Here is a 23,198-nt window from a genome sequence, read left to right on the forward strand (position 1 = left end):
CCTCCTGAGGAACAGGAGGGGAAAGCGCGGCAAAAGGCAGAGACTGCCTGATGCCGGACTTCGAGAAACTCGACTCCCTTACGCCGGTACTAACCGGATCAGGTTCGAGGGTCTGCGGCTGTCCGCACTCTCAGCGCCCACCTGCGGTCCCTGGCCTGGCCAGTTCCGACGGCGGCGCTCCCCTGTCGTTGAATGATTCTGTCGGTAATGATTCGCCCTGTTGGGCGTGGTCCAGTTTACATCCCAGGAGGAGTAGATTGTGGGCCATGACTGCCAATCTGCCGGATGTGACCGGCTACGATCCCGACTCCGATGCCGCGCAGCCGGAGGGCTCGCTGGAAGAACTCATTGGCCGGATCGAAGGGGAAATCCACGAACTGCAGTTTCCCGGGTTCTCCCTGGACGACGCCCTGAATCTGGGGCTGCTCCTGGTCGAGCTGGGCAAGGAACGCACGCTGCCCATAGCTATCGACATCACCAAGGGCGAGCAGATCCTTTTCCATGTTGCCCTGCCCGGCGCCACCCCGGATAACGGGCACTGGATCCGGGCGAAGCAGCGGACAGCGGCCCGGTACGAAGTCCCTTCGCTGCTGGTGGGCCTGCGCGGCCGGCTCCGGGGCGGCAGGATCGAGGACGAGGGCTGGTTCGACGAAACCGTCTATGCCGCGCATGGCGGCTCCTTTCCCATCTATGTCACCGGGGTGGGGGCTGTAGCCACCGTCACCGTTTCCGGGCTTCCCCAGGTGCAGGATCACAACCTGGTGGTGGAAGCCCTGCGCGAGGTCCTGCAATCCGCAGCGGCTGACGGCGCACAGTGAACGGCGGGCAGGCCGAGAACCCGGTCCGGGCGGCGCTGGACAAAGCCTCGGAGGAGATGATCTTCATCGGGCCGGACCACCCCTACTACCCCTTGCTGGCGGAGCTGGTGTCCGCCGTTGGAAAGTCCTGGCAGCAAGGGTATGAGCACGGCCGCCGCGGCGGTCAGCATGCAAACCCCTATGCTTGGAACAGTCCGGAAAGGTAGCTCCTTGGGAAACAAATACCAAGGCTGCTTAGCATATATTAGTAATCATGCTTACTATGTTGTCTCCCGGTTTTTGAGGAGTACAGGACATGGCAGCCAGCACCGGACTGAGAGTCGCGCGGACGGGCCTGCAAAAGGCCGCACTCGGAACCGGCGCCGTCTTCTGCCTGGCCGGCATCCTGGGATTCATTCCCGGCATCACCTCAAACCTGGAGTCCCTCACCCCGGCCGGGCATGGCTCCGGAGCCCTGTTGCTGGGACTCTTTCAAGTTTCCGTTCTGCATAACCTGGTCCACCTGCTCTTTGGGGTTGCCGGCGTCCTGATGGCGTCCACGCACGCACAGGCCAGGAACTTCCTGGTCTATGGCGGCGTCATTTACCTGGTCCTGTGGCTGTACGGCCTCCTGGTGGGCGACACCACGCCCGCGAACTTCGTCCCCGCAGACAATGCAGACAACTGGCTGCACCTTTCCCTGGGCCTGGCCATGATCGCCCTGGCCGTCATGCTGGCCCGCGGCCCGGCACCCAGCAGAAACACCGGCAGCAGTACCGCGCCTGCCACCAGCTCTTCCCCACCCGGCACCCGTGGCCGTTGACCCCTTTCCCCAACCCCCGGACGTCAGGGAAGACGTCCGGGACCGGCACCACGCCACACCTGAAGGAGCATCATGAAAATCCCAAAACAGCGGGGCCCTGTCAGCACCGCCCTGTTTGGCGTTCTTGCTGAAGCACCCGGCACACAAGCCAAGGGACTTGAAGGGCTGCAGCGGCTGGTGGCCGCCCAGCTCGCAGCGAGCACGGACATCATTGCCGACGACGACCTCCAGCTGGCGCTGTTCTGCCTTTACGAGCTCCACTACTCCGGGCTTGAGGGCGTAAGTGACGAGTGGGAGTGGGTACCGGAACTCATCAGGGTCCGGCAGTTGCTCGAAACGCCGTTCGAGGCAGCCCTGCGGGACGCTGCCGCCGAGGCGGCCGGCAACCTGGAGCTGCCCCCCGCCTCGGGGCTCACCAGTGATGCCGTGGCAGACGTGCTGTTCGGCCTGGCGGCGCGTGACGGCGGTCCCAGCCTCTCCCGCTACGTGGCGAAGAAGGCCACGCTTGAACAGCTCAAGGAATTCCTGATACATAAGTCCATCTACCAGCTAAAGGAAGCGGACCCACACACCTTCGCCATCCCCCGGCTCTCCGGGCGTGCGAAGGCCGCACTGGTGGAGATCCAGGCCGATGAGTACGGCGGCGGACGGCCCGAGCGGATGCACAGCGCGCTTTTCGCCCGCACCATGCGCGGCCTGGGCATGACTGACCACTACGGCGCCTATGTCAATGACGTCCCCGCCGTCTCCCTGGCAGCAGTCAACCTGATGTCCCTGTTCGGCCTGAACCGGCGCCTGCGTGGTGCCATCACGGGACATCTGGCCATCTACGAAATGACGTCCTCCCAGCCCAACCGCCTGTACGGCAACGGCTTCCGCAGGCACGGCTTCGATGCTCAGGTGACCCATTACTTCGATGAGCACGTGGAAGCCGACGCCGTCCACGAGCAGATCGCAGGCCGCGACCTGGCCGGGGGCCTGGTGGAGGCCGAACCCGGGCTGCTCAATGACGTCCTCTTTGGCGCTACCGCTGTCATGGCCATCGACGGCAGGCTGTCAGCGCACATCCTGCAGGCCTGGGAGAGCGGCAGGACGTCACTGAGAGCGGCAGTACCGGCGGCAGCATGAGCGCCGTGCCGCACGACCAGCCATTGGACGAGCCGTTGGACCAGCCGGCGGAGTACATCCTGCCGCTGCGCTGGACTGACGATGCGGACCTCCCGGAACTGGTTGCCTACCTCCGGCACCTCACCGGCTGGATCGCGGTCACGGTGGTGGACGGCTCACCCCCCGCCCTCTTTGAACGCCACCGTGCGCTGTTCCCTCCTGCCGTCCGGCATATCCGACCGGAAGCAGGCACTGAACCAGGCCGTGAACCAGGACCCGCGCCGCGCGGAGGCAACGGCAAGGTTGCCGGGGTGATGACCGGAGTGCGCGCGGCCTCGGCGGAGCTGCTGGTAATAGCCGACGACGACGTGCGCTACACGCGGGAGTCCCTCGCCGCCGTCGTCCATCACCTTGGTTGGGCAGAGGTTGTGCGGCCGCAGAACTACTTCGATTCCCTGCCATGGCACGCCTGGTGGGACACCTCCCGGACCCTGATCAACCGGGCCTGGTCGGACGACTTTCCCGGGACGCTGGGGGTCCGCCGGAGTGCGCTGCTGGCAACCGGCGGCTACGATCCCGTGCTGTTCGAAAACCTCGAACTGATCCGGACCATTAAGGCGGCAGGCGGCCGGGAGAGAATCCTTCCGGACCTGTTCGTGGCCCGCAGGCCGCCCAAGGCACGGCATTTCCTGAAGCAGCGCGTCCGGCAGGCATACGACAACTTCGCCCAGCCGCGCAGGCTTGCCGTGGAGCTCGCGCTGCTTCCACTGCTTGTTGGCGCAGCCTGCCTGCCCGCGCGGCACCGCCGGAACGCCCTCCTGGGCCTGGCCGCCGCGCCCGCAGTCGCCGCCGAGGTTGGCCGGCGGCGGCACAACGGAACTGCGGTCTTTCCGCTGGGTGCGGTACCGTTCGCCCCGCTCTGGGCCCTGGAACGGGCGGTTTGCATGTGGATTGCGCTCGGATACCGGCTGGCCGGAGGCGTACCGTATGCGGGAACCAGGCTCAAAACGGCAGCCCATCCGCAAGCCGAGCTCCGGCGGCGGCACCACGGCAAACTCGCTGGAACGGGCCAGCGGGATGAACAGGTTTCCACCAGCACAACAGAGCAGGAGCAAGCATGAACCAGGAACCACCAGAGAGCTCCATCGTGGTCTGCCCGGACGGACCGCTAATTGTGCGCGGCGACTTCGAAATCGTGACGCCTTCCGGGGAGCCGGTTCCCCGCGAGAGGAAGACAGTAGCGCTGTGCCGGTGCGGGGCTTCGGCCATCAAGCCGTATTGCGACGGTACCCACAAGATGATCAAGTTCCGGACGGAACCGCCCTCCCCCTGATTCGCCGCCTTGTGCCACCTGCCCGGCTGCTGTGCAGCTAGGCTGGGTGCAGTCCGTTTACCGCCCGCAAGGAGTACTAGGAATGAATTTCTTCATCAAGCTGCTCGGCACCGGAATCAGCCTCGGCGCCGGCTTCCTCGGTACCAAGATGGTCAACACCATCTGGGAAAAGACCACCGGACGGAAGCCGCCCACCGGCAAGGACGAGGATGTTCCCACCAGCCTGCAGTCCGCGCTGACGTTCGCGCTGATCTCCGCTTCAGTCAGCACCATCATCCAGGTCCTGGCCAACCGCGGCACCCAGCGTGCCATCACCCGGTTCGCCAAGACCCAGGACATCGTCTAGGGCTCACTGCAGGACGGAGATCAGTCTCCCCGGCCGCCGTCGGAACCGTCCTCCCGGGCGGCCCTGGCGGCGGCTTTCTGCACCACGGCCTCCAGCTCATCCGAGGTAAGGAGCTCGCGGTGCAGGTGCTTGGTGCGGTAGCCCGCGCGGCCCACCATGTGGGCGGACACCGGCACGGTGAGCAGCTGGAAGATCCAGGCCACCAGCAGGACGGGCCAAACCCACCAGGTGCGCATCTGCAGCCCGATGGACGCCAGGAGCAGGAACAGGCCCAGCACCTGCGGCTTGGTGGCAGCATGCATCCGGCTCAACAGGTCCGGGAACCGCAGCAGGCCGATGGCCGCACCCAGGGACATGATGGCGCCAACGATCATGAATACCGCGGACAGCATGTCCACCCAGGCATCCGGGCTGGTGCGATCAGGATTCATTGGGCTGCTCCCTCCGGTCTGCCACGAACCTTGCCACCGTCACGGACCCGATGAAGCCAATGATCGAGATGGCCACCACCAGCATCAGGTTGTTCAGGTGCCGGTTGACGGCCATGTCAACGCACAGGGCGCCGCCCAGGATGGCCAGCAGGACATCCGTTGCCAGTACCCGGTCCAGCAGGGAGGGTCCGCGGGAGATCCGCACAATCGCGCCGGCCGCCGCAAGCGAAAAGATCACGGCGGTTACCACCAGGACAATGTTCATCATGCGGTAGCCTCCATACGCAGGGTTTCCAGTTCTTCCTTGGTGCCCATGATCCTGATCAGCCCCGCCTCAATGGACCGCACTTCCTGCTTCAGGCTTTCAACGCGCTGCGGAGAGCTGATGTTCAGGGCGTGCAGATAGAGGGTGGAGGTTGAACGGTCCACCTCCACCACCAGTGAACCTGGAATCAGGGAAATCACGTGGCCGGTGGCCGTGACCATCAGGTCCTGCCGGCTCCGCAGCGGCACAGCGACGACGGCGTTGGTCACCTTTGGTCCGCGCGCCACCGCGAGGTAGAGGAGCTGTGCGCTGGCAGCGGCAACCTTTCCCAGGAACACGAGCGCAAAGGGGATGGCGTAGAGGATGTTGAAGCGGCCGCTGAGTTCCACCGGCGGAAGGTAGAACAGCCGTGCCACTGCCACGGCCAGCAGTGCTCCGAACAAGAGGTTGCCCGGGCTGAAGTCCTGCCACAGGGCTCCCCAGACAATCACCAGCCACACCAGGAGCGGCAACTCCTGGCGGAGCGAAATCCGACGGCGGCTCATCGCCCTCCTCCCGAGGTCAGGGCCGGCGGCACCACAGTGTCATCACCGAGCACGGCGTGGACGTAGGCGGACCTGTCCAGCATGTCCTCCGCGGCCTGGTCAGAGACCGTGAACAGCGGTCCGGCAAAAACAGTCAGGGCTATGCCGAGCACCACCAGCCCCGCGGTGGAGCCAACCATGGTGCGGGGCAGGAGGGTGACAACGTCCTGATTGGCGGCGTTCCGTTTTGCGCTGTTCCGTTTTGCGCCCGGCCCGACCATGGTCCGGGCAGCAGGTGCAGCAGGTGTAGCCAGCAGCACAGGGTCCGGATGTTCGGCGTCGGAGGGCCTCCGCCAGAACGCGCGGTTCCACACCCTGGCGATGGCCAGCAGGGTCAGGAGGCTGGTAACCACGCCGCCGATCACCAGGGCGTAGGCCAGTGGCGTGCCAAGTGCGATGCCGGCCTGCATGAGGCCCACTTTCCCCAGGAAGCCGGAGAACGGCGGGATGCCGGCCAGGTTCATGGCCGGCACGAAGAACAGCAGTGCCAGCAGCGGCGACAGCTTGGCCAGGCCGCCCAGCCGGTCCACGGAGGAGCTGCCGCCCCTGCGTTCAATCAGGCCTGTCACCAGGAACAGGCTGGTCTGGATGGTGATGTGGTGTGCCACGTAGAAGACCGCGGCGCCCAGCCCTGCAACCGAGGACATGGCCAGGCCGAACACCATGTACCCGATGTGGCTCACCAGGGTGAAGGACAGCAGACGTTTGATGTCGCTTTGCGCCAGGGCACCCAGGATTCCCACCACCATGGTCAGCAGCGCCGCCACCATCAGCGGCGTGTTGAGGGAGTCACCGGGGAAGAGCAGGGTTTCCGTCCGCACCATCGCATAGACGCCCACCTTGGTGAGCAGGCCGGCGAACACCGCCGTGACCGGCGCCGGCGCTGTCGGGTAGGAGTCCGGCAGCCAGAAGGACAGCGGGAACACAGCGGCCTTGATGCCGAACGCCACCAGCAGCATCACGTGCAGGAGCGTCCGGGTGCCCTGGTCCAGCTCACCCAGCTTGATGGCAAGGTCCGCCATGTTGACGGTTCCGGTGGCTCCGTAAACCATGGCGATGGAGATCAGGAACAGCACCGAGGACACCACGGACACCACCACGTAGGTGACGCCGGCCCGGATGCGGGGTCCGGTGCCGCCCAGTGTCATCAGCACATAGCTCGCCGTCAGCAGGATCTCGAAGCCCACATAGAGGTTGAAGAGGTCGCCGGAGAGGAAGGCGTTGGACACCCCGGCCACCAGGATGAGGTAGGTGGGGTGGAAGATCGACACCGGTGCGTCCTGGTCGCCGTCGGCCATGCCCTGCCCGGTGGCATACACCAGCACGGCAAGGCTGACCGCCGAGGAAACCACCAGCATCAGGGACGAGAACTGGTCCACCACCAGCACGATGCCCCACGGCGGCAGCCAGCCGCCGATGGTCACGGCAACCGTGCCGCCGTCGCAAACGGAGGCCAGCAGGAGGCATTCCAGCAGGAGGGTGAGGGACAGCAACCCGATACTGACGGCACGCTGGGCGCGTGAGTGCCGGATCAGCAGGAAGGTCAGGGCGGCGCCCAGGATGGGAAGTACGACGGCGAGCGGGGCCAGGGATGCGAGGTTCACCTTCCGCCTCCGTCCGGACGTGGGGCAACGTTCGCAGAGCCCGGTTTTTCTTCTTCGACTGCGGCTTCCGCAGGCATTTCGCGGCCGCCGGCCATGACGGTGACCGGGAACTCGGACGTCTCGGCGGGGATCACGGCGTCATCCTCAGCATCGAAGCTCGGAGTTTCCGCCACCCGGAGGTCTTCGATGTCAGCCTGGATCTCATCGCGCCGCGCCAACACCCAGGTGCGGTAGATGATGCCGAGCATAAAGGCGGTCACGGCGAAGGAGATGACGATGGACGTCAGGATCAGTGCCTGTGGGAGGGGATCGTTGTAGTCCCCCGCAGCGGGGTCCTTCGAATACAGCGGGGCCAGCCCGGCGTACCCGCCGGTGGCAAGGATCAGCAGGTTGGTGGCATTGGCCAGCAGCATTAGGCCCAGCAGGACCCGGGTCAGGCTGCGTTCCAGGATCAGGTAGATGCCGCACGCGTACAGCGCCCCCATCACGATCAGCAGTGTCAGGTTCACGCTCATGCTTGCCCGCCCTTTGCGGTGGTCCCGGCTGTGCTGCCGCTGAAATCCTGTCCTTTGGCTGCAGAGGCGGGGAATGAATCAAGTACAGATTCCTGCTGCCCGGCCGGTCCCTCGCCGTGCTCGGCGGCCGACCGCTCTTCAACGTGTTCGTCGATCTCGGCCCCGAGGCTCCGCAGGACATCCAGCACCAGGCCCACCACCACGATGTACACGCCGATATCGAAGATGGTGGAGGTGACGAACTTGATGTCCCCGAACACCGGAAGCCAGAGTTCGATGATGGCCGTCTGGAACACCTGGCCACCCAGCAGCAGCGGCACCACCCCGGACGCTGCCGCAACGGCCAGCCCGATCCCCAGTAGAGTCCCGGCGCTCACCGGGGTAGCCTCGCTCAGCTCGAACCGCCCGCCCGCGAGGTAGCGGATGGTCAATGCGAGGCCTGCGGTGAGGCCGCCGGCGAAGCCGCCGCCTGGGAGGTTATGGCCAGCCAGCAGAAGGTAGAGCGAGAAGATGATCATGGAGTGGAAGACCAGCCGGGTGACCACCTCAAAAATGATGGACCGGCGTTCCGGGGCCAAGGTGCGGCCTGCCACGATCCAGGCGTCCCGGGCCGCAGCGGCGAACTTCCGGCTGACGGCCAGTGCGGCGGCATCACGGGAACCGGGATTGGCCAAACGGTAGCGGCCCACCGTTCCCTCCGCCACCGTGGCGGCATTCTTGATCCGGTCGCCGCGTCCGCGGATGAAGATCAGGCTCGCAACGCCGGTGGCTGCGAGGGCCAGGACCGTGATCTCGCCGAACGTGTCCCATGCCCGGATGTCCACGAGCGTCACGTTGACGATGTTGAGTCCGCCGCCGCCCTCGTAGGCGAGGCGCGGGAACTCGAGGGAGACCGGTATGGCGGTCCGGGCACCCATCGCGTAGATCGCGGCGAACACCATGGTGACGCCGAAGCTGAGGCCGATGATCACGCGGACTACCCGGTATTTGCCGCCGGTGCGGTCGCGGAGTTCGGGCGGCAGGCTCCGCAGCGCCAGGACGAAAGCCACCAGGATGATGGTCTCCACCAGCATCTGCGTCAGCGCGAGGTCCGGGGCGCCCTGCAGCGCAAACATCAGGGCGATGCCGTATCCGGTAACTGAGACCATCAGGACCGCAAGGAACCGCTTGTTGGCCTTGACGGCCGCCAGCGCGCCGATCACGATTGCCGCACCCACCACCAGCTGGAGCGGGGAATTGGGGTCCACCAGGTAGATGCCGTCCGGCAGTGGTTTGCCGGCCAGCAGGATGGCGGACAGGGGAAGAATGAAAGCGACACTCAGGATGACGGCGAGGTAGTAATACAGGGAACCGCGCTGGGTGCGGCCCGTAATCCACACCGCCACGTCATCAAGCGCACCGATGGTGTACTGGTACGCCTTGTCCCCGTCCACCCACGGCGGCACCAGGGACTGCACCCGTGAAACGGCGTCGCGGCCAAAGTACATGGCCAGGCCCAGCGCGAAGGTGAGGGCGGTCAACCCCAGGGCAGGAGTGAAGCCATGCCACAGCGCAAGGTGGCCGGCCTGGTCAGCGGGCGTGCCGGCGTCGGAATCGGTGGAGGCAAACAAGGCGGCGTACGGCTGGATCCACCCGTCCACGGGAACTGGCCACACGCCGTAGATGATGGTCAGGAGGCTCAGGACGGCGGGCGCGGCGAGGAAGGAGGGCCTGATGGCCCTGAAGGGCGTGCGCTCCACGCCGGGTTTGACCGCGAAAGCACCCCACATGAAGCGGGCACTGTAGGCAAAGGTGAGGACGGAGCCAATGACGATCCCGGCAAGCACCACCGTTCCCCGCGATCCTGCCGCAGGGTCCGCCGCATGGTGGACGAACGCCTCCAGCACCGATTCCTTGGCCACGAAGCCGCCGAGCAGGGGTACGCCCGCCATGGAGGCGGCCCCGATGCCCGCCACGACGCCCAGGGCCCGGGACGACCTGAAGACGCCGGAGAGCTTGCGGACATCGCGTGTCCCTGACTGGTGGTCGATGATGCCCACCACCAGGAACAGGCTGGCCTTGAACAGTCCGTGGGCCAGGAGCATCGCCAGGCCGGCGAGCGCCGCATCGGGGGTGCCCAGGCCCACCACCATGGTGAGGAAACCAAGCTGGCTGACGGTGCCGTAGGCCAGGATGAGCTTGATGTCAGTCTGCCGCAGTGCCCGGTAGCCGCCCACCAGCATGGTGGCGAGGCCGAGCCCCAGCACCACCGGCTGCCAGTAGGCCGCCTCGGAGAAACCTGGAGCGAGCCTCGCCACGAGGTAGATCCCGGCCTTGACCATCGCGGCGGCGTGCAGGTAGGCACTGACGGGGGTAGGGGCCGCCATGGCGCCGGGGAGCCAGAAGTGGAACGGGACCAGGGCGGACTTGGTGATGGCGCCCACCAGGATGAGGACGACGGCGGCACCCACCGCTGGCCCCGTGGCTCCGTCAACCAGGGCGGGCGCCTGCTCCAGGATGGCGGAAATGCGGTAGGTTCGTGCGGCGTGGCCCAGCATGATGAGCCCCACGAGCATCGCAAGCCCGCCGGCGGTGGTGACCATGAGCGCCTGAAGCGCGGAGCGCCGTGCCGCCAGCCGGGTCCGCGCGTACCCGATCAGGAGGTAGGACAGGATGGTGGTGAGTTCCCAGAAGATGAACAGCAGCAGCAGGTCATCCGCCACCACCAGTCCGAACATGGCGCCGGCAAAGGCCAGCAGCTGGGCACCGAAACCGCCGAGGTCCTGGTCTCTTTTCTTGAAGTACCTGGCGCAATAGACCAGCACCAGGGCACCGACCCCAAGCACCAGCAGCGACATGACCCAGGCCAGGGCGTCCATCCGGAAGGCGAACTCAAGCTGGAGGCCCGGGATCCACGGGACCACCTCTTCAACGGCACCCTGCTCCGAGTAGACCGGACCATGCTGGAACAGCAGCCAGGCAAAGGAGGCGGCGGGAACAGCAGCGAGCGCGTAGAAGGCGTTCCGGCCCCAGGCCCTGAAGAGGAAAGGCGCCAGGGCAGCCACCGAAAAGTGCACGGCAAGGACTGTAATCACTGGCATCTCCGCAGCGTCAGGGTTTCGATTGTCAAAAGTTGGAGCAGGCGGTTCATTCGTTAGGTCCGGGAAGGTTCAGTTTATCAAGGCTTCTGTATCGCTTCCGCCGCCAATGTTGTATCCTTTCCTGCTTTCCCCGGCCTGACTGGCCCCGGTTCCGCCGGGTGTTCGCCGCCGCGGATACGATGCTTCCTATGAACAGCGCCAGCGCTCCCGGGGCAACGCAGCCGTCCTCGGAGCTCGAATCCGGGAATCAGGCAACCAGCAAGGGGCGGGTCCTGGCATGGGCTTCCTGGGACTGGGGCTCGGCTGCCTTCAATGCGGTGATGACGACGTTCGTCTTTACCGTGTACCTCACTTCGAACGCTTTCGGCGCCGAGGACCAGGCATCGGCAGTCCTCGGCGGCGCCTTGGCTGTTGCCGGCCTTGCCATCGCGCTCCTGGCACCGGTTACGGGTCAGCGCTCGGATGCCGGCGGCAGGCGAAAGCTGTGGCTGGGAGTCAACACGGCAGCTGTCGCCCTCCTGACGGCACTGTGCTTCTTCGTGTTCCCGCGGCCGGAATTCCTGCTGCTGGGCGTGTCCCTCATTGCGCTGGGCAACGTGTTCTTCGAATTCGCGGGCGTCAACTACAACGCCATGCTGGCCCAGGTCTCCACGCCGCGGAACATCGGCAAAGTCAGCGGGTTCGGCTGGGGCGCCGGCTACCTGGGGGGCATCGTTGCCCTGCTGATCGTCCTGCAGCTGTTCGTCCAGCCCAGCATCGAATGGTTCGGCGCCTCCACAGAGGACAGCCTGAACATCCGGCTGGTGGCCGTGTTCTCAGCCCTGTGGTTTTTCATCTTCGCCCTGCCGGTGCTGTTTGCCGTCCCGGAACTTCCCAAGGCACCGCAGGCCAAGCGGCTCGGGATCCTGGCCAGCTACGGGCTGCTGGTCCGGCGGATCAAGGCGATTTACGCCACCAGCCCGCACACCATCTATTTCCTGCTGGCGAGCGCCGTCTTCCGGGACGGGCTGGCGGCTGTTTTCACGTTCGGCGGAATCATCGCTGCAGGAACCTTCGGGTTTGAGCTGTCCCAGGTCATCTTCTTCGCCATCTTCGGAAACGTGGTGGCCGCGGTGGGGGCGGTCATCGGCGGCTTCCTGGACGACCGGATCGGCCCCAAGCGGGTGATCATCGGTTCGCTGGTGGGCCTGCTGATCGCCGGCACGGTCATCCTGGTCCTCGGCAACGGCGACTACGTCTTCCTGGGCATGGCCTGGCCGGGCAGTACCACGTTCTGGGTCTTCGGACTGTTCCTTTGCCTCTTCGTAGGCCCGGCACAGTCATCGTCCCGGGCGTACCTGGCACGGCTCGCGCCGCACGGCGAGTCAGGAGAACTGTTCGGCCTGTACGCCACCACCGGCCGCGCAGTCAGCTTCCTGGCACCGGCCCTCTTTACCCTCAGCATCACCCTGGCCACGCCCTTCGTGGCACCCGGTGAAGCACAGCGCTGGGGCATCCTGGGCATCATGGTGGTCCTCCTCGCCGGCCTGCTGGTCCTGCTGCCGGTGAAATCGCCTGGCCAGGCTCCCATTGCGGTGGTTCCCGCGGCTTGAGCGGCCGCAGGCTTTTGGGGTTGAAACGCTTTTTCATGCGGCGGGTTTCCTCTACCCCCTTGACCGCCTTTTGTTATCGATCACATAATGGAGCAGTCAGAGAATGAATCCTTTCAAAAAGTCTCAACGATGAGGAGTACCAACCCATGGGCCAGTCCTTGAAACGTCCCCGCGCGGGGATTATCGGCACGGGCGGCATAGCCCATGCTCATGCAGAGGCACTGAAGCTTGCAGGGGCGGAACTGGTGGTTGCCGTGGATATCGACCTCGGCCGGGCCGCCGCGTTCGCCGGGAAAACGGGATTCGCCGGCACCGCTCCCAGCCTGGCCGCAGCCGCCGAAGCGGGACTGGACCTGGTCGCTGTCTGCACGCCGCCGTCGTCGCATGCCCCGCTGGCCCTGGAAGCACTCGCACTCGGCCTGAACGTGGTGCTGGAGAAGCCACCGGCGCTGTCACTGCGGCAGCTGCAGGAGCTCCAGGAAGCCGAGCGCACCACCGGGAAACGCGTCAGCTGCATTTTCCAGCACCGCTTCGGCACGGGTGCAGGCAAGCTGGCGGAGCTGCAGAAGTCCGGGGCCCTGGGCAATCCGCTGACGGGCTTCTGCAATACGCTGTGGTTCCGGAACCAGGAGTATTTTGACGTACCGTGGCGCGGCCAGTGGGACATCGAAGGCGGCGGACCCACCATGGGGCACGGCATCCACCAGTTCGACCTCCTCCTCCATCTGTGGGGTCCGTGGCAGGAGGTGACGGCCTTCGCAGGGAGGCTCGCCCGCCGCACGGAAACGGAGGACGTCTCCACTGCGATCGTCCGGTTCGAATCCGGAGCCCTCAGCACCGTCATAAACTCCGTCATTTCGCCCCGGGAAACCTCCCAGCTCCGCTTCGACTACGAGCACGCCACCGTGGAACTGGAGCATCTCTACGGATATGACGGGTCACACTGGAGCTTCACCCCCGCGCCCGGCCAGGAGCACCTGGCGGACCTGTGGGCGGACGGCCGGGCGGACGCGCCCAGTGGCCACCCCGCACAGTACCAACGGATCATCGAGGCCGTCAGCTCCGGAACGGTGCCGCCGGTCACGCTGGCAGACGCCTACCCCACCATGGAACTCGCCGCCGCAATGTACGCCTCCGCCATCACAGGAAAAACCGTACGCCGCGGCGAAATCACCGAAGGAAACCCGTTCTTTGACCGTGCCGACGGCCGGCTGGAACCATGGAAACTGGAAACGAGCCACGCATGAGCGCCACCCCCGGAACAACTGCTGCCGAAGCCCCCGCAAACCAGCTCACCTGGACGGACGATGGAGCCGCCGTCGTGATTTTCCTTGACGGCGTGGACGTACTCACCTACACCTACGCTGCCGACGATCCCCAGGAGGAATCGCCCAGGCCGTATTTCCACCCCGTCCGCACCAGGTCCGGCGATCTGGTCAGCGCCTATCGCCCGCACGACCATGTGTGGCATAAGGGCATCGCCTGGTCCCTGCCGCACCTGGGTGCGGACAACTTCTGGGGCGGCCCCAGCTACCGGCGCGGCCAGGGCTACCAGTGGCTGCCAAACAACGGCGCCATGCGGCACCGCGAGATCATTGAGGCAACGCACGACGGCGGCGCGTTCGCTTTTGCCCACACGCTGCGGTGGATCACCCACCAGGGGTCGCTCGTGGTCGAGGAGGAGCGGTCCTTCCAGGTTGTGCCGGGGACGGACGGCAGCTACACCCTAGTCTTTGCGACTGAGATGACCAACGTCTCCGGCGAAGAAATCCATATTGGCTCCCCCACCACCGAGGGGCGGGACAATGCCGGATACGGGGGGCTGTTCTGGCGCGGGCCGCGGTCCTTCGCCGGCGGGACCATCATCGGGCCCGGCGGCGCTGCGGGCGAGGAACTCCGCGGCCAGCGGGCGCCATGGCTGTCCTTCGTGGGGCAGCATGACGAAAACTGCCGTTTCTCCACCGTGGTCATGGTGGACGATCCGGGGAGTGCCCACCCGGAACCCGAGTGGTTCGCCCGCTCCGATCCGTTTGCCTGCATGGGCCCTGCTCCCTTCTTCAGCCAGGAAGTCCTGTTCCCGGCAGGATCAACCCTGCGCTTCCGCCACGCCGTGGTCGTTGCCGACGGGCAGTCCGACGCAGCGCGGGCTGAAGCCCTGGCCACAGCCGCCCGTGAAGTACTGGCCGGCACAGCAGGGCGGCGGGCAAACAGGTGAACCGCACTGCCTCAGTTCCAGGTTTTCCGGGCGGCACTGCTGTCAGCGGACTGCGGGTCTACGACTGGGAGTCCGACGACGGGCTGTGCGGGGGTTCGCCGCACCTGCACACGGTGTCTTCCGAGGCCTACCTGGTCACGGCCGGCAGGGGCGAGGTGCACACCCTTTCCATGGCAGGCGCCGAGGAACACAGCCTGGCGGCCGGAGCCCTGCTCTGGTTCAGCCCCGGCACCGTTCACCGACTGGTGAACACGGAGGCCCTGGCCCTGACCGTCATCATGTCCAACGCTGGGCTGCCCGAGGCCGGAGACGCGGTCCTGACATTTCCCCGCCACATCCTGCAGGACCCGGACCTGTACGCGGAGCATGCTGTCCTGCCACGCGATGTGGAGGAGCCCGCTGTGTCCGCGGCCGCCCGCCGTCGGCGTGACCTTGCCCTGGAGGGATACTCCGAACTGCATACGTCAGTGCTCCGGAATGGCCCTGGTGCCCTGACGGAGTTCCACCACGTCGCGGCCCGTCTGGTCCGGCCCCGCGTGGAACGCTGGAAGGAACTGTGGGAAGCGAACGTCCTGGCCCAGGTCAAGGCGACCGGGCAGGCACTGGAGGAGCTGGCCGAGGGATCAGCTGCATCCTTGGCGGGCGCAGCCGTTGCACGCGGCGGCCGGCGGACCGGCGAGGGGTACGGAATGTGCGGCCGCCTCACCACCTGGGAGGACGCGCGGCTGTGAAACCCCCGCCCGCCGGCGCCGGGCCGGGCCGAGCAGCCACAATTTACGAAGTCGCCCGGCTCGCGGGGGTCTCGCACCAGACAGTCTCCCGGTACATGGCTGACCCTTCCAAGCTGAAGGCTGCGACGTCAGAGAAGGTCGAGCGGGCCATGGCGGAACTGAACTACACGCCCAACCTCACGGCCAGATCACTGCGGACCAGGTCCACCTACCGCCTCCTTGCCCTGGTGCCGGGTGCCTCACCCTACTTTCCGTCCAGGATGCTGACCGGGGCCGCCGCAGCCGCGCAGGACGCAGGGTACCACCTGGACGTCGTCGCCCTTGAGGGCAGCGGACCGGACAGGACGGAACGGCTCCGCAGAATTCTCGACGGCGGTCCTTTTGCAGGAGCGCTCTCCTTCGTTCCCCTTGCCGGAACCGATCTCCTGCAGGCGCAGGAACGGATCCCGGTAGTGGTTGCAGGGGAATATGACGACCAGATGCGCGGCCAGGGCAGGATGTCGGACGGTTCCGCGGCAGGGTCCATCGTGGCGCACCTGGCCGCCCTGGGACACCGGCGGATCGCCCACATCGCCGGCCCCCAGGAATGGCCGGCAGCGAGGAACCGCCTGCGGGTCTATCGGCAGGCGGTTCAGGAGGCCGGGCTGGAGGACGGCGGGGTGGCTGAAGCGGAATGGAACGCAGCTTCCGGCTACGCGGCGGCGCAAACCCTCGTGGCTGACCGCTCCATTACCGCCATATTCGCCGCCAATGACCAGCTGGCCGTCGGGGCTATCCGTGCCCTCCACGAAGAAGGCCGCAGGGTCCCTGACGACGTGAGCGTGGTGGGATGGGACGACCATCCGGAGTCTGCTTTTTTGGTCCCCTCGCTGACCACCGTTCACATGGATCTCGAGGCCCAGGGAAGCCATGCCATGAAGCAGCTGCTCGCGGCGCTGAAGCCCGGCAGAACCCCTCCGCCGGAACCTGGAACCGCGGGCATGCGGCTGGTCCTGCGGGAATCGTCCGGCCCGGCCCCAAGGGCCCCGGGGCAGACTAGTCTGGAAGCATGAACGTGGATGAGACGAACCTTCCGGGCCTTGGCCGGCGGAAGGACTTTATGACGGCTTCGGGCCGCCGGATCGGCGTCGTGGAGCTGCGGGAGGGCCAGACGGAACTTATCGTGTCCACCTGGGATGATCCCGATACCTGCCAGGCTTCCATCCCGCTGACGGCGGAAGAGGCGGCAACGCTGGGCAACCTGCTGGGCGGACAGCACCTGGCCATGAAACTGTCGGAGGAGCACAAAGATGTTCCCGGCATCGTCACCCGGCAATTTTCCATCACGCCGGACTCCCCGTTCCAGAACCAGCCCATGGGAAAGGCCTGCATCCGCACCCGCTGCGGCGTTTCCATCGTGGCGATCATGCGTGAAGGTGAGGTGCTGCCATCGCCGGGGCCCGACGTCGTCCTTCACACCGGTGATCTGCTGATAGCTGTCGGTACCCAGGAAGGTCTCGATACGGCGGCCGATATCCTTCGTAACGGATAAGCGCAATGGACCCGTTGGCCCTGACCCTCATTGAACTGGGGGCCGTTGTGTTCTGCCTCGGCCTGTTGGCCAGGCTGGCCGGACGGATCGGAATGTCGCCAATCCCGCTGTACCTTCTCGGCGGGCTCGCCTTTGGGGCCGGCGGGATTATCAAGCTCGAGGGTATGCACGAGTTTGCGCATCTTTCCGGGGAAATCGGCGTTATCCTGCTGCTGCTTATGCTCGGTTTGGAATATACGGCCGCAGAGCTCTTCACCGGATTGAGGAGATCCTGGCAGGCCGGCGTGCTTGACCTGGTCCTTAACTTCCTGCCGGGCGCGGCTCTTGCCTACCTGCTGGGCTGGGGCGGGGTAGGAGCCATGGTGCTGGGCGGGGTCACCTACATCTCCTCGTCAGGAATCGCAGCAAAGGTCATCACGGACCTGGGCCGCATCGGCAACCGGGAAACCCCGGTGGTGCTGTCCATCCTGGTTTTTGAGGACCTGGCCATGGCCGTCTATCTTCCGGTCCTCACCACCATCCTTGCCGGGGTCAGCTTCCTCGGCGGCCTTACCACCGTCGGCATCGCGCTGGCCGTCGTCAGCCTGGTGCTGATGGTGGCACTGCGCCACGGGCACCAGGTGTCCAAGGCTGTCCATAGCGAAAACTCCGAAGTGTTCCTGCTGAACCTGCTGGGTGCCGCGCTGCTGGTGGCCGGCCTGGCCTCAGCCATGCAGGTTTCCGCGGCAGTGGGCGCCTTCATGCTCGGGATCGCAATCTCAGGCGCGACGGCACACAACGCCACCCGCATCCTTGAACCGCTGCGCGACCTCTTCGCCGCCATCTTCTTTGTGGCGTTCGGGCTCAATACCGATCCCTCATCCATTCCTCCGGTGCTCGGCTGGGCCCTGGTGCTGGCGGTCATCACCGCCGCCACCAAGATGGCCACCGGGATCTGGGCAGCGAAACGCGTGGGCATTGCCAGGCCGGGCCGGTTCCGTGCGGGGGCTACTTTGATTGCCCGCGGCGAGTTCTCGATCGTGATCGCCGGGCTGGCAGTGGCGTCCGGAGCGATACCCGGCGAACTCGCTGCCCTTGCCACCGCCTATGTGCTGCTCCTGGCCGTCACAGGCCCGCTCGCGGCACGCTATGCGGAGCCGCTGGCCAAGGCCGTGCTGCCGGCTCCGAAGGTGGCTGCGAAGGCCTGACCACGCAGGGGCGCTTCGGCTGTCCGCTGCCCGTTCGCCGACTGCGGAAGTCCTCCGGGGTCAGATACCTGTGCGGTGGAAGTTCAGGTGGCTGCGGCTGGCGGTAGGCCCGCGCTGGCCCTGGTACCGGTTGCCGTATTCGCCTGAGCCGTAGGGGTACTCCGCAGACGAGGAAAGCCGGAAGAAGCACAGCTGGCCGATCTTCATGCCGGGCCACAGCTTGATGGGCAGCGTGGCCATGTTGGACAGCTCCAGTGTGACGTGGCCTGAGAAGCCGGGGTCAATGAACCCGGCAGTGGAGTGGGTCAGCAGTCCCAGCCTTCCCAGGGACGACTTCCCCTCCAGGCGGGCTGCGATGTCATCAGGCAGCGTGACGGTTTCAAAGGTGGAACCGAGGACAAACTCGCCCGGATGCAGGATGAAGGGCTCATCCTGCTCCACTTCAACGAGGCGGGTCAGCTCCGGCTGCTCCTCTGCCGGATCAATGTGTGCGTACTTGTGGTTGTCGAACAGGCGGAAAAACTTGTCGATCCGGACATCCACCGACGACGGCTGGACCATCGCGGGATCGTACGGCTCGAGCACGATCCGCTGGGAGTCTATTTCGGAACGAATATCGCGGTCAGAGATCAGCACCGTCCCAAATTACCGTATCGGTTATCCACAGCCGCATTCTTTCGTTGTTGCTGGTGCCCAGTGGGGCTAGTGTTGCTTCAGTGATTCAGGCGCCGGATGGTCTCCCGGATGGCCCAACAGAGCTGGGGATGTTTGTGAACAAAAAGGTCGTGCCCTCTTTCATTGGCGTGCTCTGTGCATTGGCCCTGGCCTCCTCCGGGGGCACGGCTCCCCTGCCCCCTGCCGGAAGCGGGCTTGCCACGGCTTCCGGCGCCAGCAGCGTTGCCTTGGCTCCTTCCGTTGTCCATGACGACGGCGAATCCTCCTCCGGGGCAGGCGCCACCGGACCCCTGCTCACCCCCGCCGTGGAACCGGATATCCGCCCGGCCTCACCTACGGTGCCCTTGGCGACCGCTGCTGGGCCCGAAACGGCACCGGAACCGGCCACCCTTGAGGCTCCTGGCGCCGGCGCAACCACCAACGCCGCCGGGGCAACGGCACCAGCGGCGCCTACCACCGCCCCCGAAGCCGAGCTGGCAGAAACAGGACCCGAGGTCCCCTCCATTCCGCCGCTGTGGGCCCCGGACGAGGAACTGGTTTCCCCCTCTACCTCCCGGCAATCCGTTCCGGAGTCTGCAACTGCCGTTCCCGCCCCGGAGGCGCTGGTTCCGCTTAATAATGCGACCGCCGTCCTTACCGTATTCAACAAGATCAACGAATACCGGGTGTCTAGGGGCCTGAACCCGGTCAAATACAACAGCACCGTGGCGGGGCTGGCGCAGGAATGGTCGGACAGCATCGCCTCCCGCGAGGTGATAGAGCACCGCGCCAGTTTCTGGACCGATCCGCGCGCCCTGAGCCCCAACAACGGCGCCGGCGAAGTCATCGCCATCCGCACCGACCGGGATGCGGCGCTGCTGGTGGAATGGTGGAAGGGCTCTCCCGGCCACAACGCCATGCTGCTCGATCCCCGCTTCAACGTGATGGGCGCCGGGATCAGCTATACGGACAGGACGTACCAGATCTGGGGTGTGGTCAACTTCTTCGGCTATACCGCCCTTCCTGCAGGCACGACGGATTCCCCCGGCGGCAGCGCTCCCAGCACCGCCTTCCCGCCACCGGCCCCCACCATGTGCGATGCCCCCGTGCGTCACATGCCGCCCACGCTTGACCTCTCGGCCGCAGCCATCAAGGGGCCAGGTGACCTGGTGACGGTGGACTCCACCGGGCAGCTCCTCGGCAGGGCGGCCACAGGGGCGCGCACTTTTGGTGCGGCCAGGGTGATCGGGTCGGGCTTCGCCGGCGCTAAGGAAGTCCTCACCACGGACTGGGACCGTGATGGCGCCTACGATCTCCTGACGCAGTGGACCAACGGCTCCCTTACCCTGCACCGGGGCATAGCCGGCGGAGGTTTCCAGGCGCCAGTGACGCTCGGCAACGGTGGGTGGGAAACGCTGACCCTGGCAGTGGGGGGCTGGTGCGCCAACAACAGGATGCCCCAGCTCCTGGCGCTGGACGGCGCCGGGAACCTCTACCTGTACCCCAACAAGGGCACGGGCGACTTGTCCGCCCGCACGTTTGTGGGCTCCGTAGGGACTGCCCGGAAGCTGTCCATGGTGGATTACGATGCCGACGGCTTCCAAGACGTCCTGGCCCTCCGGGCTGACGGCTCAGTCCAGCTCTACCGCGGCTGGGGAACCACAGCCCTGCGCGCAGAGGCAAGGCCCACAGTGGCCACCGGATGGGGAGACGTCACCGGCATCAGGGCGCTGCGGGATGTTACGGGGCTGAACTCCACCGGGCTGGGGCTTCGGCGGGCCTCGGACGTGGTCCAGTACTGGGACCTGTCCTCAGGAAGCCTCGCCTCGGCGTCGAACATTGCGGGTCCCTGGGCGGGCCAGCGCCTGGCGCAGTAGGGCTTGCCCATTAAAGGCTGGAGCGGCAAGGCGGGAACAGCGGGGACGGGTCAGTGAGGCCGGAACAGCAAGCTGGCCAGCTGGCAGCTAAATCGCCGGCTGGAGCTCTAAGACGTCCTTGAGGCGCTCCAGCTCGGCTACGTCAGAGCTGACGCTCCGCTGCAGCATCCTGTTCAGGAAGCCCAGCCGGTTCAGAAAGCCGAGCTTGTCAACGAAGCCAAGCGGCCCCTCCGGGCGGGCTTCCAGGGCAAACCGGACCCGGGTCCCCGAGGCCTCGGTGCTCAGATAGTAGCCGCCCGTCCGGTGTGCGGGGCCAGAGACGACCGTGAACTGGATTTCCGCACCGGGCCGCGCCTGGGTAATTTCCAGTTCTGCCGGGATGCTGAGCCCCGAGCGCCCTGCCACCATCTTCCGGTAAACCGCGCCCTTGGATGCCGCGGCTCCCTGCACCAGCTTGACGCTGCGGACGCTGTCGCGCCATAGCGGAAGGTTTGCCGCATCCAGCAGGTACAGATACACAGCCATGGCGTCCCGCCGGATGAGGACCTCGTGCTCTGCGAATGCCATCGGAATCTTTCTGTGGTTGACGTGGGCCTGCCGCGGCAGCTGCATCCCCCCGGCACCACAGCTACCCGGATCAGGTTAGCCAGCGCTCCGCACGCCCACCTAGCCACAGCCGGGGACGTTATTGAAGAGTTACTGCATGACGCGCCGGCCGCAGTGACACGGAGCGGCTGAAGGGGTGGTGGGCAAACCGGGCAGACTTCTGCGCTAAGCTATGTTCTGCCCCTCCACAAGGGGGGCGCTGCGGCTGTAGCTCAATGGTAGAGCGCTAGCTTCCCAAGCTTGATACGCGGGTTCGATTCCCGTCAGCCGCTCCACGCCTGCTGTTCCTCGGAGGCTAGGCAGCAACCCGGCGGATGATCTGCACCGGTTGCCTGCGGTCCTTGAGGTTTACCTTCAGCAGCAGCGAGCCCTTCCGTGCGAGGATCACCGCCACCGTCAAAGCCGCCAGGGCCGGCACCCCGCCGGACACCAGCAGGGCCAGATGGGGGTGGCGTGCTCGGCGATCCAGCCCAGCATGGGCCCGCCGATGGCCTGGCCGCCGATCAACACCATGGTGTAGAGGCTCATCACCCTGCCCCTGATGCCCATATTGGTGCTCACCTGGACCAGCTGGTTGGACCCGGTGAGGAACATCAGGCACCAGAAGCCGGACAGCACCATCACCGCGCCGAACACCGGCATCGACGGCGCCAGGGCCGCAAGGCACAGCATGGCACCGTACATTCCTGCGCAGAACACCACCGAGCGCAGCCGCAGCTGCCTGCGCCGGGTGGACGCGACTGCACCTGTCAGTGCGCCAAGCGCCACCAGGGCGTTCAGGAGCCCGTAGCCGCCGGCGCCCGCCTCGAACACATGGTCGGCGAAGGCGGCGAGCACCACTGGCAGGCCCATGGCGAACACCGCGATGAAGCCGGCCATAAGCCAGGGCCAATAGATGGTGGGCTTGCTGAGCGCGTACCGCAGGCCCTCACGGAGCATCCCCTTGCTCTTCGGTGCCGGTGCGCTGACAAACAGCTGGTCCTTCCGCAGGATGAGCAGCATGGCAACCGTGGAGCAGCAGGCGAAGGCGTTGCCGGCGAACGCCCATCCGGCCCCCACCGCAGTCAGCAGCCATCCAGCCAGGGCGGGACCGATCAGACCGCCGAGCTGGAAGGTGGTGGAATTGACGCTGATGGCGTTGCGGAGATAGGCAGGCCCCACCAGTTCGTGGACGAACACCTGCCGGGTCGGCTGGTCAAGGACAGTCACCAGGCCAAGCACCAGTGCGATGACGTAGACATGCCACACTTCGACGACGCCGCTGAGCGCAAGGGCCGCGAGCGCCGCCGCCAGCACTGCGGCCATGCTTTGGCACAGGATCAGGATTTTCCGCTTGACGAACCGGTCGGCGATCATGCCACCCCAAGGGCCCAGCAGGAGGGACGGCAGGAACTGCAGCGCCACGGTGATTCCGACAGCGGCGACGGAACCTGACAGTTCCAACACCATCCAGTCCTGGGCGATCCGCTGCATCCAGATCGCGATCACTGCGATGAAGTGCCCAATGGCGAAGATGCGGAAGTTGGGCACCTTGAGCGAGATGAAGGTGTGCTTCCACGGCAGCCGCTCGCTGACGACGGCGAGGGGCTGGGTTTGGGGGTGCTGGGCTGAAGGGTCTGGCTGGGCTGGAGCGCCCTGCGGTGACTGAGGGCTTTGCGGCGCTGAAGGGTCTTGTTGCGCTGAAGGGTCCTGCGGTGCTGGACGCCCTGGCGGCGCAGATCCTGCGGAGTCGATGACCGGCTGGGTAACGGTTGCCGATGAAGGCGGTGGAGGTGCCACAGGTATGTCCTCACAGTGCGTGCGGTCCGGAATGCCCTTAACGCTAGGCTGGGCATCACGAATTATGGAGACGTATCGTCCCTATAACTCCTATTGCAGAGTGCAATGCCGCCGCGCCCGTCCCGATGCCTCCGGAGTCCC

General features: G+C 65.9%; 23 protein-coding genes, 1 tRNA gene, 1 pseudogene and 1 riboswitch. Of the genes and pseudogenes, 16 read left to right on the top strand and 9 right to left on the bottom strand.

The features are described 5' to 3' along the window. Positions 1-57 precede the first annotated feature (57 nt). Positions 58-194: riboswitch (TPP riboswitch) on the bottom strand. A 72-nt stretch (positions 195-266) separates the two neighbouring features. The 7 genes from FDW81_RS15445 to FDW81_RS15475 all read left to right on the top strand — a co-directional run bounded on the left by FDW81_RS15445 (position 267) and on the right by FDW81_RS15475 (position 4,406). Continuing rightward, entirely contained in the window at positions 267-818 is a 552-nt protein-coding gene (locus tag FDW81_RS15445) for a heme-degrading domain-containing protein (RefSeq protein WP_138135105.1), read from the top strand. Beyond that, a complete protein-coding gene (locus FDW81_RS15450) occupies positions 815-1,024 on the top strand; it encodes a hypothetical protein (RefSeq protein ID WP_138135106.1) in 210 nt (69 codons plus the stop codon). Before FDW81_RS15445 ends, FDW81_RS15450 begins: the two co-directional genes overlap by 4 nt. An 89-nt stretch (positions 1,025-1,113) precedes the next feature. Further along, a complete protein-coding gene (locus tag FDW81_RS15455) occupies positions 1,114-1,620 on the top strand; it encodes a DUF4383 domain-containing protein (RefSeq protein WP_138135107.1) in 507 nt (168 codons plus the stop codon). A 72-nt stretch (positions 1,621-1,692) separates the two neighbouring features. Beyond that, complete coding sequence (locus FDW81_RS15460; protein ID WP_138135108.1) at positions 1,693-2,748, top strand: iron-containing redox enzyme family protein; 1,056 nt, start codon at positions 1,693-1,695, stop codon at positions 2,746-2,748. After that, positions 2,745-3,848 (top strand): glycosyltransferase family 2 protein, encoded by a 1,104-nt coding sequence (locus FDW81_RS15465; RefSeq protein ID WP_171027241.1) that lies wholly within the window; start codon positions 2,745-2,747, stop codon positions 3,846-3,848. Before FDW81_RS15460 ends, FDW81_RS15465 begins: the two co-directional genes overlap by 4 nt. Then, on the top strand, positions 3,845-4,060 hold the full coding sequence (locus FDW81_RS15470) for a CDGSH iron-sulfur domain-containing protein (RefSeq protein WP_138135109.1): 216 nt from the start codon (positions 3,845-3,847) through the stop codon (positions 4,058-4,060). The genes FDW81_RS15465 and FDW81_RS15470 overlap by 4 nt, the downstream gene beginning before the upstream one ends. 82 nt (positions 4,061-4,142) lie before the next feature. Next, entirely contained in the window at positions 4,143-4,406 is a 264-nt protein-coding gene (locus FDW81_RS15475; protein ID WP_138135110.1) for a DUF4235 domain-containing protein, read from the top strand. 20 nt (positions 4,407-4,426) lie between these two features. Here FDW81_RS15475 and mnhG read toward each other — a convergent pair whose 3' ends face one another. Genes mnhG through FDW81_RS15505 form a run of 6 tightly spaced genes read right to left on the bottom strand, consistent with a single transcriptional unit; the run spans position 4,427 to position 10,879 of the window. After that, positions 4,427-4,837 carry a monovalent cation/H(+) antiporter subunit G gene (gene mnhG / locus FDW81_RS15480; RefSeq protein WP_138135111.1) on the bottom strand — a complete coding sequence of 137 codons (411 nt, stop codon included), beginning with the start codon at positions 4,835-4,837 and terminating at the stop codon, positions 4,427-4,429. After that, positions 4,827-5,105, bottom strand: a complete 279-nt coding sequence (locus FDW81_RS15485; RefSeq protein ID WP_138135112.1) for a monovalent cation/H+ antiporter complex subunit F — start codon at positions 5,103-5,105, stop codon at positions 4,827-4,829. The genes mnhG and FDW81_RS15485 overlap by 11 nt, the downstream gene beginning before the upstream one ends. Continuing rightward, positions 5,102-5,647 (bottom strand): Na+/H+ antiporter subunit E, encoded by a 546-nt coding sequence (locus FDW81_RS15490; protein WP_138135113.1) that lies wholly within the window; start codon positions 5,645-5,647, stop codon positions 5,102-5,104. The genes FDW81_RS15485 and FDW81_RS15490 overlap by 4 nt, the downstream gene beginning before the upstream one ends. After that, complete coding sequence (locus FDW81_RS15495; protein WP_138135114.1) at positions 5,644-7,290, bottom strand: Na+/H+ antiporter subunit D; 1,647 nt, start codon at positions 7,288-7,290, stop codon at positions 5,644-5,646. Before FDW81_RS15495 ends, FDW81_RS15490 begins: the two co-directional genes overlap by 4 nt. Next, positions 7,287-7,805 carry a Na(+)/H(+) antiporter subunit C gene (locus FDW81_RS15500; RefSeq protein WP_138135115.1) on the bottom strand — a complete coding sequence of 173 codons (519 nt, stop codon included), beginning with the start codon at positions 7,803-7,805 and terminating at the stop codon, positions 7,287-7,289. The genes FDW81_RS15495 and FDW81_RS15500 overlap by 4 nt, the downstream gene beginning before the upstream one ends. Beyond that, complete coding sequence (locus FDW81_RS15505) at positions 7,802-10,879, bottom strand: Na+/H+ antiporter subunit A (protein ID WP_138135116.1); 3,078 nt, start codon at positions 10,877-10,879, stop codon at positions 7,802-7,804. The genes FDW81_RS15500 and FDW81_RS15505 overlap by 4 nt, the downstream gene beginning before the upstream one ends. Positions 10,880-11,073: 194 nt before the next feature. Between FDW81_RS15505 and FDW81_RS15510 the strand changes: the two genes are divergently transcribed. The 7 genes from FDW81_RS15510 (at position 11,074) to FDW81_RS15540 (ending at position 18,141) form a co-directional block, all read left to right on the top strand. After that, positions 11,074-12,477, top strand: a complete 1,404-nt coding sequence (locus FDW81_RS15510) for an MFS transporter (RefSeq protein ID WP_138135117.1) — start codon at positions 11,074-11,076, stop codon at positions 12,475-12,477. A 146-nt stretch (positions 12,478-12,623) separates the two neighbouring features. After that, the gene (locus FDW81_RS15515) at positions 12,624-13,724 is read left to right on the top strand and encodes a Gfo/Idh/MocA family protein (protein WP_138135118.1); all 1,101 of its coding nucleotides are present in this window, start codon (positions 12,624-12,626) and stop codon (positions 13,722-13,724) included. Continuing rightward, positions 13,721-14,692: a PmoA family protein gene (locus tag FDW81_RS15520; protein WP_138135119.1), complete on the top strand. Its 972-nt coding sequence runs from the start codon at positions 13,721-13,723 to the stop codon at positions 14,690-14,692. Before FDW81_RS15515 ends, FDW81_RS15520 begins: the two co-directional genes overlap by 4 nt. Then, the gene (locus FDW81_RS15525) at positions 14,689-15,423 is read left to right on the top strand and encodes a cupin domain-containing protein (protein ID WP_138135120.1); all 735 of its coding nucleotides are present in this window, start codon (positions 14,689-14,691) and stop codon (positions 15,421-15,423) included. Before FDW81_RS15520 ends, FDW81_RS15525 begins: the two co-directional genes overlap by 4 nt. Further along, a complete protein-coding gene (locus tag FDW81_RS15530) occupies positions 15,420-16,475 on the top strand; it encodes a LacI family DNA-binding transcriptional regulator (protein WP_171027242.1) in 1,056 nt (351 codons plus the stop codon). Before FDW81_RS15525 ends, FDW81_RS15530 begins: the two co-directional genes overlap by 4 nt. After that, on the top strand, positions 16,472-16,954 hold the full coding sequence (locus FDW81_RS15535) for a cation:proton antiporter regulatory subunit (protein ID WP_138135122.1): 483 nt from the start codon (positions 16,472-16,474) through the stop codon (positions 16,952-16,954). The genes FDW81_RS15530 and FDW81_RS15535 overlap by 4 nt, the downstream gene beginning before the upstream one ends. Positions 16,955-16,959: 5 nt before the next feature. Continuing rightward, a complete protein-coding gene (locus FDW81_RS15540; RefSeq protein ID WP_138135123.1) occupies positions 16,960-18,141 on the top strand; it encodes a cation:proton antiporter in 1,182 nt (393 codons plus the stop codon). Positions 18,142-18,201: 60 nt separating this feature from the next. Here the strand turns inward: FDW81_RS15540 and dcd are convergent, their stop codons facing one another. Beyond that, a complete protein-coding gene (gene dcd / locus FDW81_RS15545; protein ID WP_138135124.1) occupies positions 18,202-18,777 on the bottom strand; it encodes a dCTP deaminase in 576 nt (191 codons plus the stop codon). A 128-nt stretch (positions 18,778-18,905) separates the two neighbouring features. On the opposite strand from dcd, the gene FDW81_RS15550 reads away from it, so the two are divergent. Further along, positions 18,906-20,672 (top strand): CAP domain-containing protein, encoded by a 1,767-nt coding sequence (locus FDW81_RS15550; protein WP_138135125.1) that lies wholly within the window; start codon positions 18,906-18,908, stop codon positions 20,670-20,672. Positions 20,673-20,759: 87 nt separating this feature from the next. On the opposite strand, the gene FDW81_RS15555 is transcribed toward FDW81_RS15550, so the two are convergent. After that, a complete protein-coding gene (locus tag FDW81_RS15555) occupies positions 20,760-21,239 on the bottom strand; it encodes an SRPBCC family protein (RefSeq protein ID WP_138135126.1) in 480 nt (159 codons plus the stop codon). 240 nt (positions 21,240-21,479) lie between these two features. On the opposite strand from FDW81_RS15555, the gene FDW81_RS15560 reads away from it, so the two are divergent. Next, positions 21,480-21,553 (top strand) — tRNA-Gly (locus tag FDW81_RS15560). A 20-nt stretch (positions 21,554-21,573) separates the two neighbouring features. Here the strand turns inward: FDW81_RS15560 and FDW81_RS15565 are convergent. Then, positions 21,574-23,057: pseudogene (locus FDW81_RS15565) on the bottom strand (MFS transporter). Between the last annotated feature and the right edge of the window lie 141 nt (positions 23,058-23,198).

The sequence above is a fragment of the Pseudarthrobacter sp. NamB4 genome (assembly GCF_005796185.1).
Lineage (GTDB): Bacteria > Actinomycetota > Actinomycetes > Actinomycetales > Micrococcaceae > Arthrobacter.

Excerpts from the sequence above, each read along its gene's own strand:
- FDW81_RS15455 (WP_138135107.1), top strand. The coding sequence starts at position 1,114 with ATGGCAGCCAGCACCGGACTGAGAGTCGCGCGGACGGGCCTGCAAAAG.
- FDW81_RS15500 (WP_138135115.1), bottom strand. The coding sequence starts at position 7,805 with ATGAGCGTGAACCTGACACTGCTGATCGTGATGGGGGCGCTGTACGCG.
- FDW81_RS15465 (WP_171027241.1), top strand. The coding sequence starts at position 2,745 with ATGAGCGCCGTGCCGCACGACCAGCCATTGGACGAGCCGTTGGACCAG.
- FDW81_RS15520 (WP_138135119.1), top strand. The coding sequence starts at position 13,721 with ATGAGCGCCACCCCCGGAACAACTGCTGCCGAAGCCCCCGCAAACCAG.
- FDW81_RS15550 (WP_138135125.1), top strand. The coding sequence starts at position 18,906 with ATGTTTGTGAACAAAAAGGTCGTGCCCTCTTTCATTGGCGTGCTCTGT.
- FDW81_RS15535 (WP_138135122.1), top strand. The coding sequence starts at position 16,472 with ATGAACGTGGATGAGACGAACCTTCCGGGCCTTGGCCGGCGGAAGGAC.
- FDW81_RS15490 (WP_138135113.1), bottom strand. The coding sequence starts at position 5,647 with ATGAGCCGCCGTCGGATTTCGCTCCGCCAGGAGTTGCCGCTCCTGGTG.
- FDW81_RS15540 (WP_138135123.1), top strand. The coding sequence starts at position 16,960 with ATGGACCCGTTGGCCCTGACCCTCATTGAACTGGGGGCCGTTGTGTTC.
- FDW81_RS15515 (WP_138135118.1), top strand. The coding sequence starts at position 12,624 with ATGGGCCAGTCCTTGAAACGTCCCCGCGCGGGGATTATCGGCACGGGC.
- FDW81_RS15475 (WP_138135110.1), top strand. The coding sequence starts at position 4,143 with ATGAATTTCTTCATCAAGCTGCTCGGCACCGGAATCAGCCTCGGCGCC.
- FDW81_RS15485 (WP_138135112.1), bottom strand. The coding sequence starts at position 5,105 with ATGATGAACATTGTCCTGGTGGTAACCGCCGTGATCTTTTCGCTTGCG.
- FDW81_RS15470 (WP_138135109.1), top strand. The coding sequence starts at position 3,845 with ATGAACCAGGAACCACCAGAGAGCTCCATCGTGGTCTGCCCGGACGGA.
- FDW81_RS15445 (WP_138135105.1), top strand. The coding sequence starts at position 267 with ATGACTGCCAATCTGCCGGATGTGACCGGCTACGATCCCGACTCCGAT.
- FDW81_RS15555 (WP_138135126.1), bottom strand. The coding sequence starts at position 21,239 with ATGGCATTCGCAGAGCACGAGGTCCTCATCCGGCGGGACGCCATGGCT.
- FDW81_RS15510 (WP_138135117.1), top strand. The coding sequence starts at position 11,074 with ATGAACAGCGCCAGCGCTCCCGGGGCAACGCAGCCGTCCTCGGAGCTC.
- FDW81_RS15460 (WP_138135108.1), top strand. The coding sequence starts at position 1,693 with ATGAAAATCCCAAAACAGCGGGGCCCTGTCAGCACCGCCCTGTTTGGC.
- mnhG (WP_138135111.1), bottom strand. The coding sequence starts at position 4,837 with ATGAATCCTGATCGCACCAGCCCGGATGCCTGGGTGGACATGCTGTCC.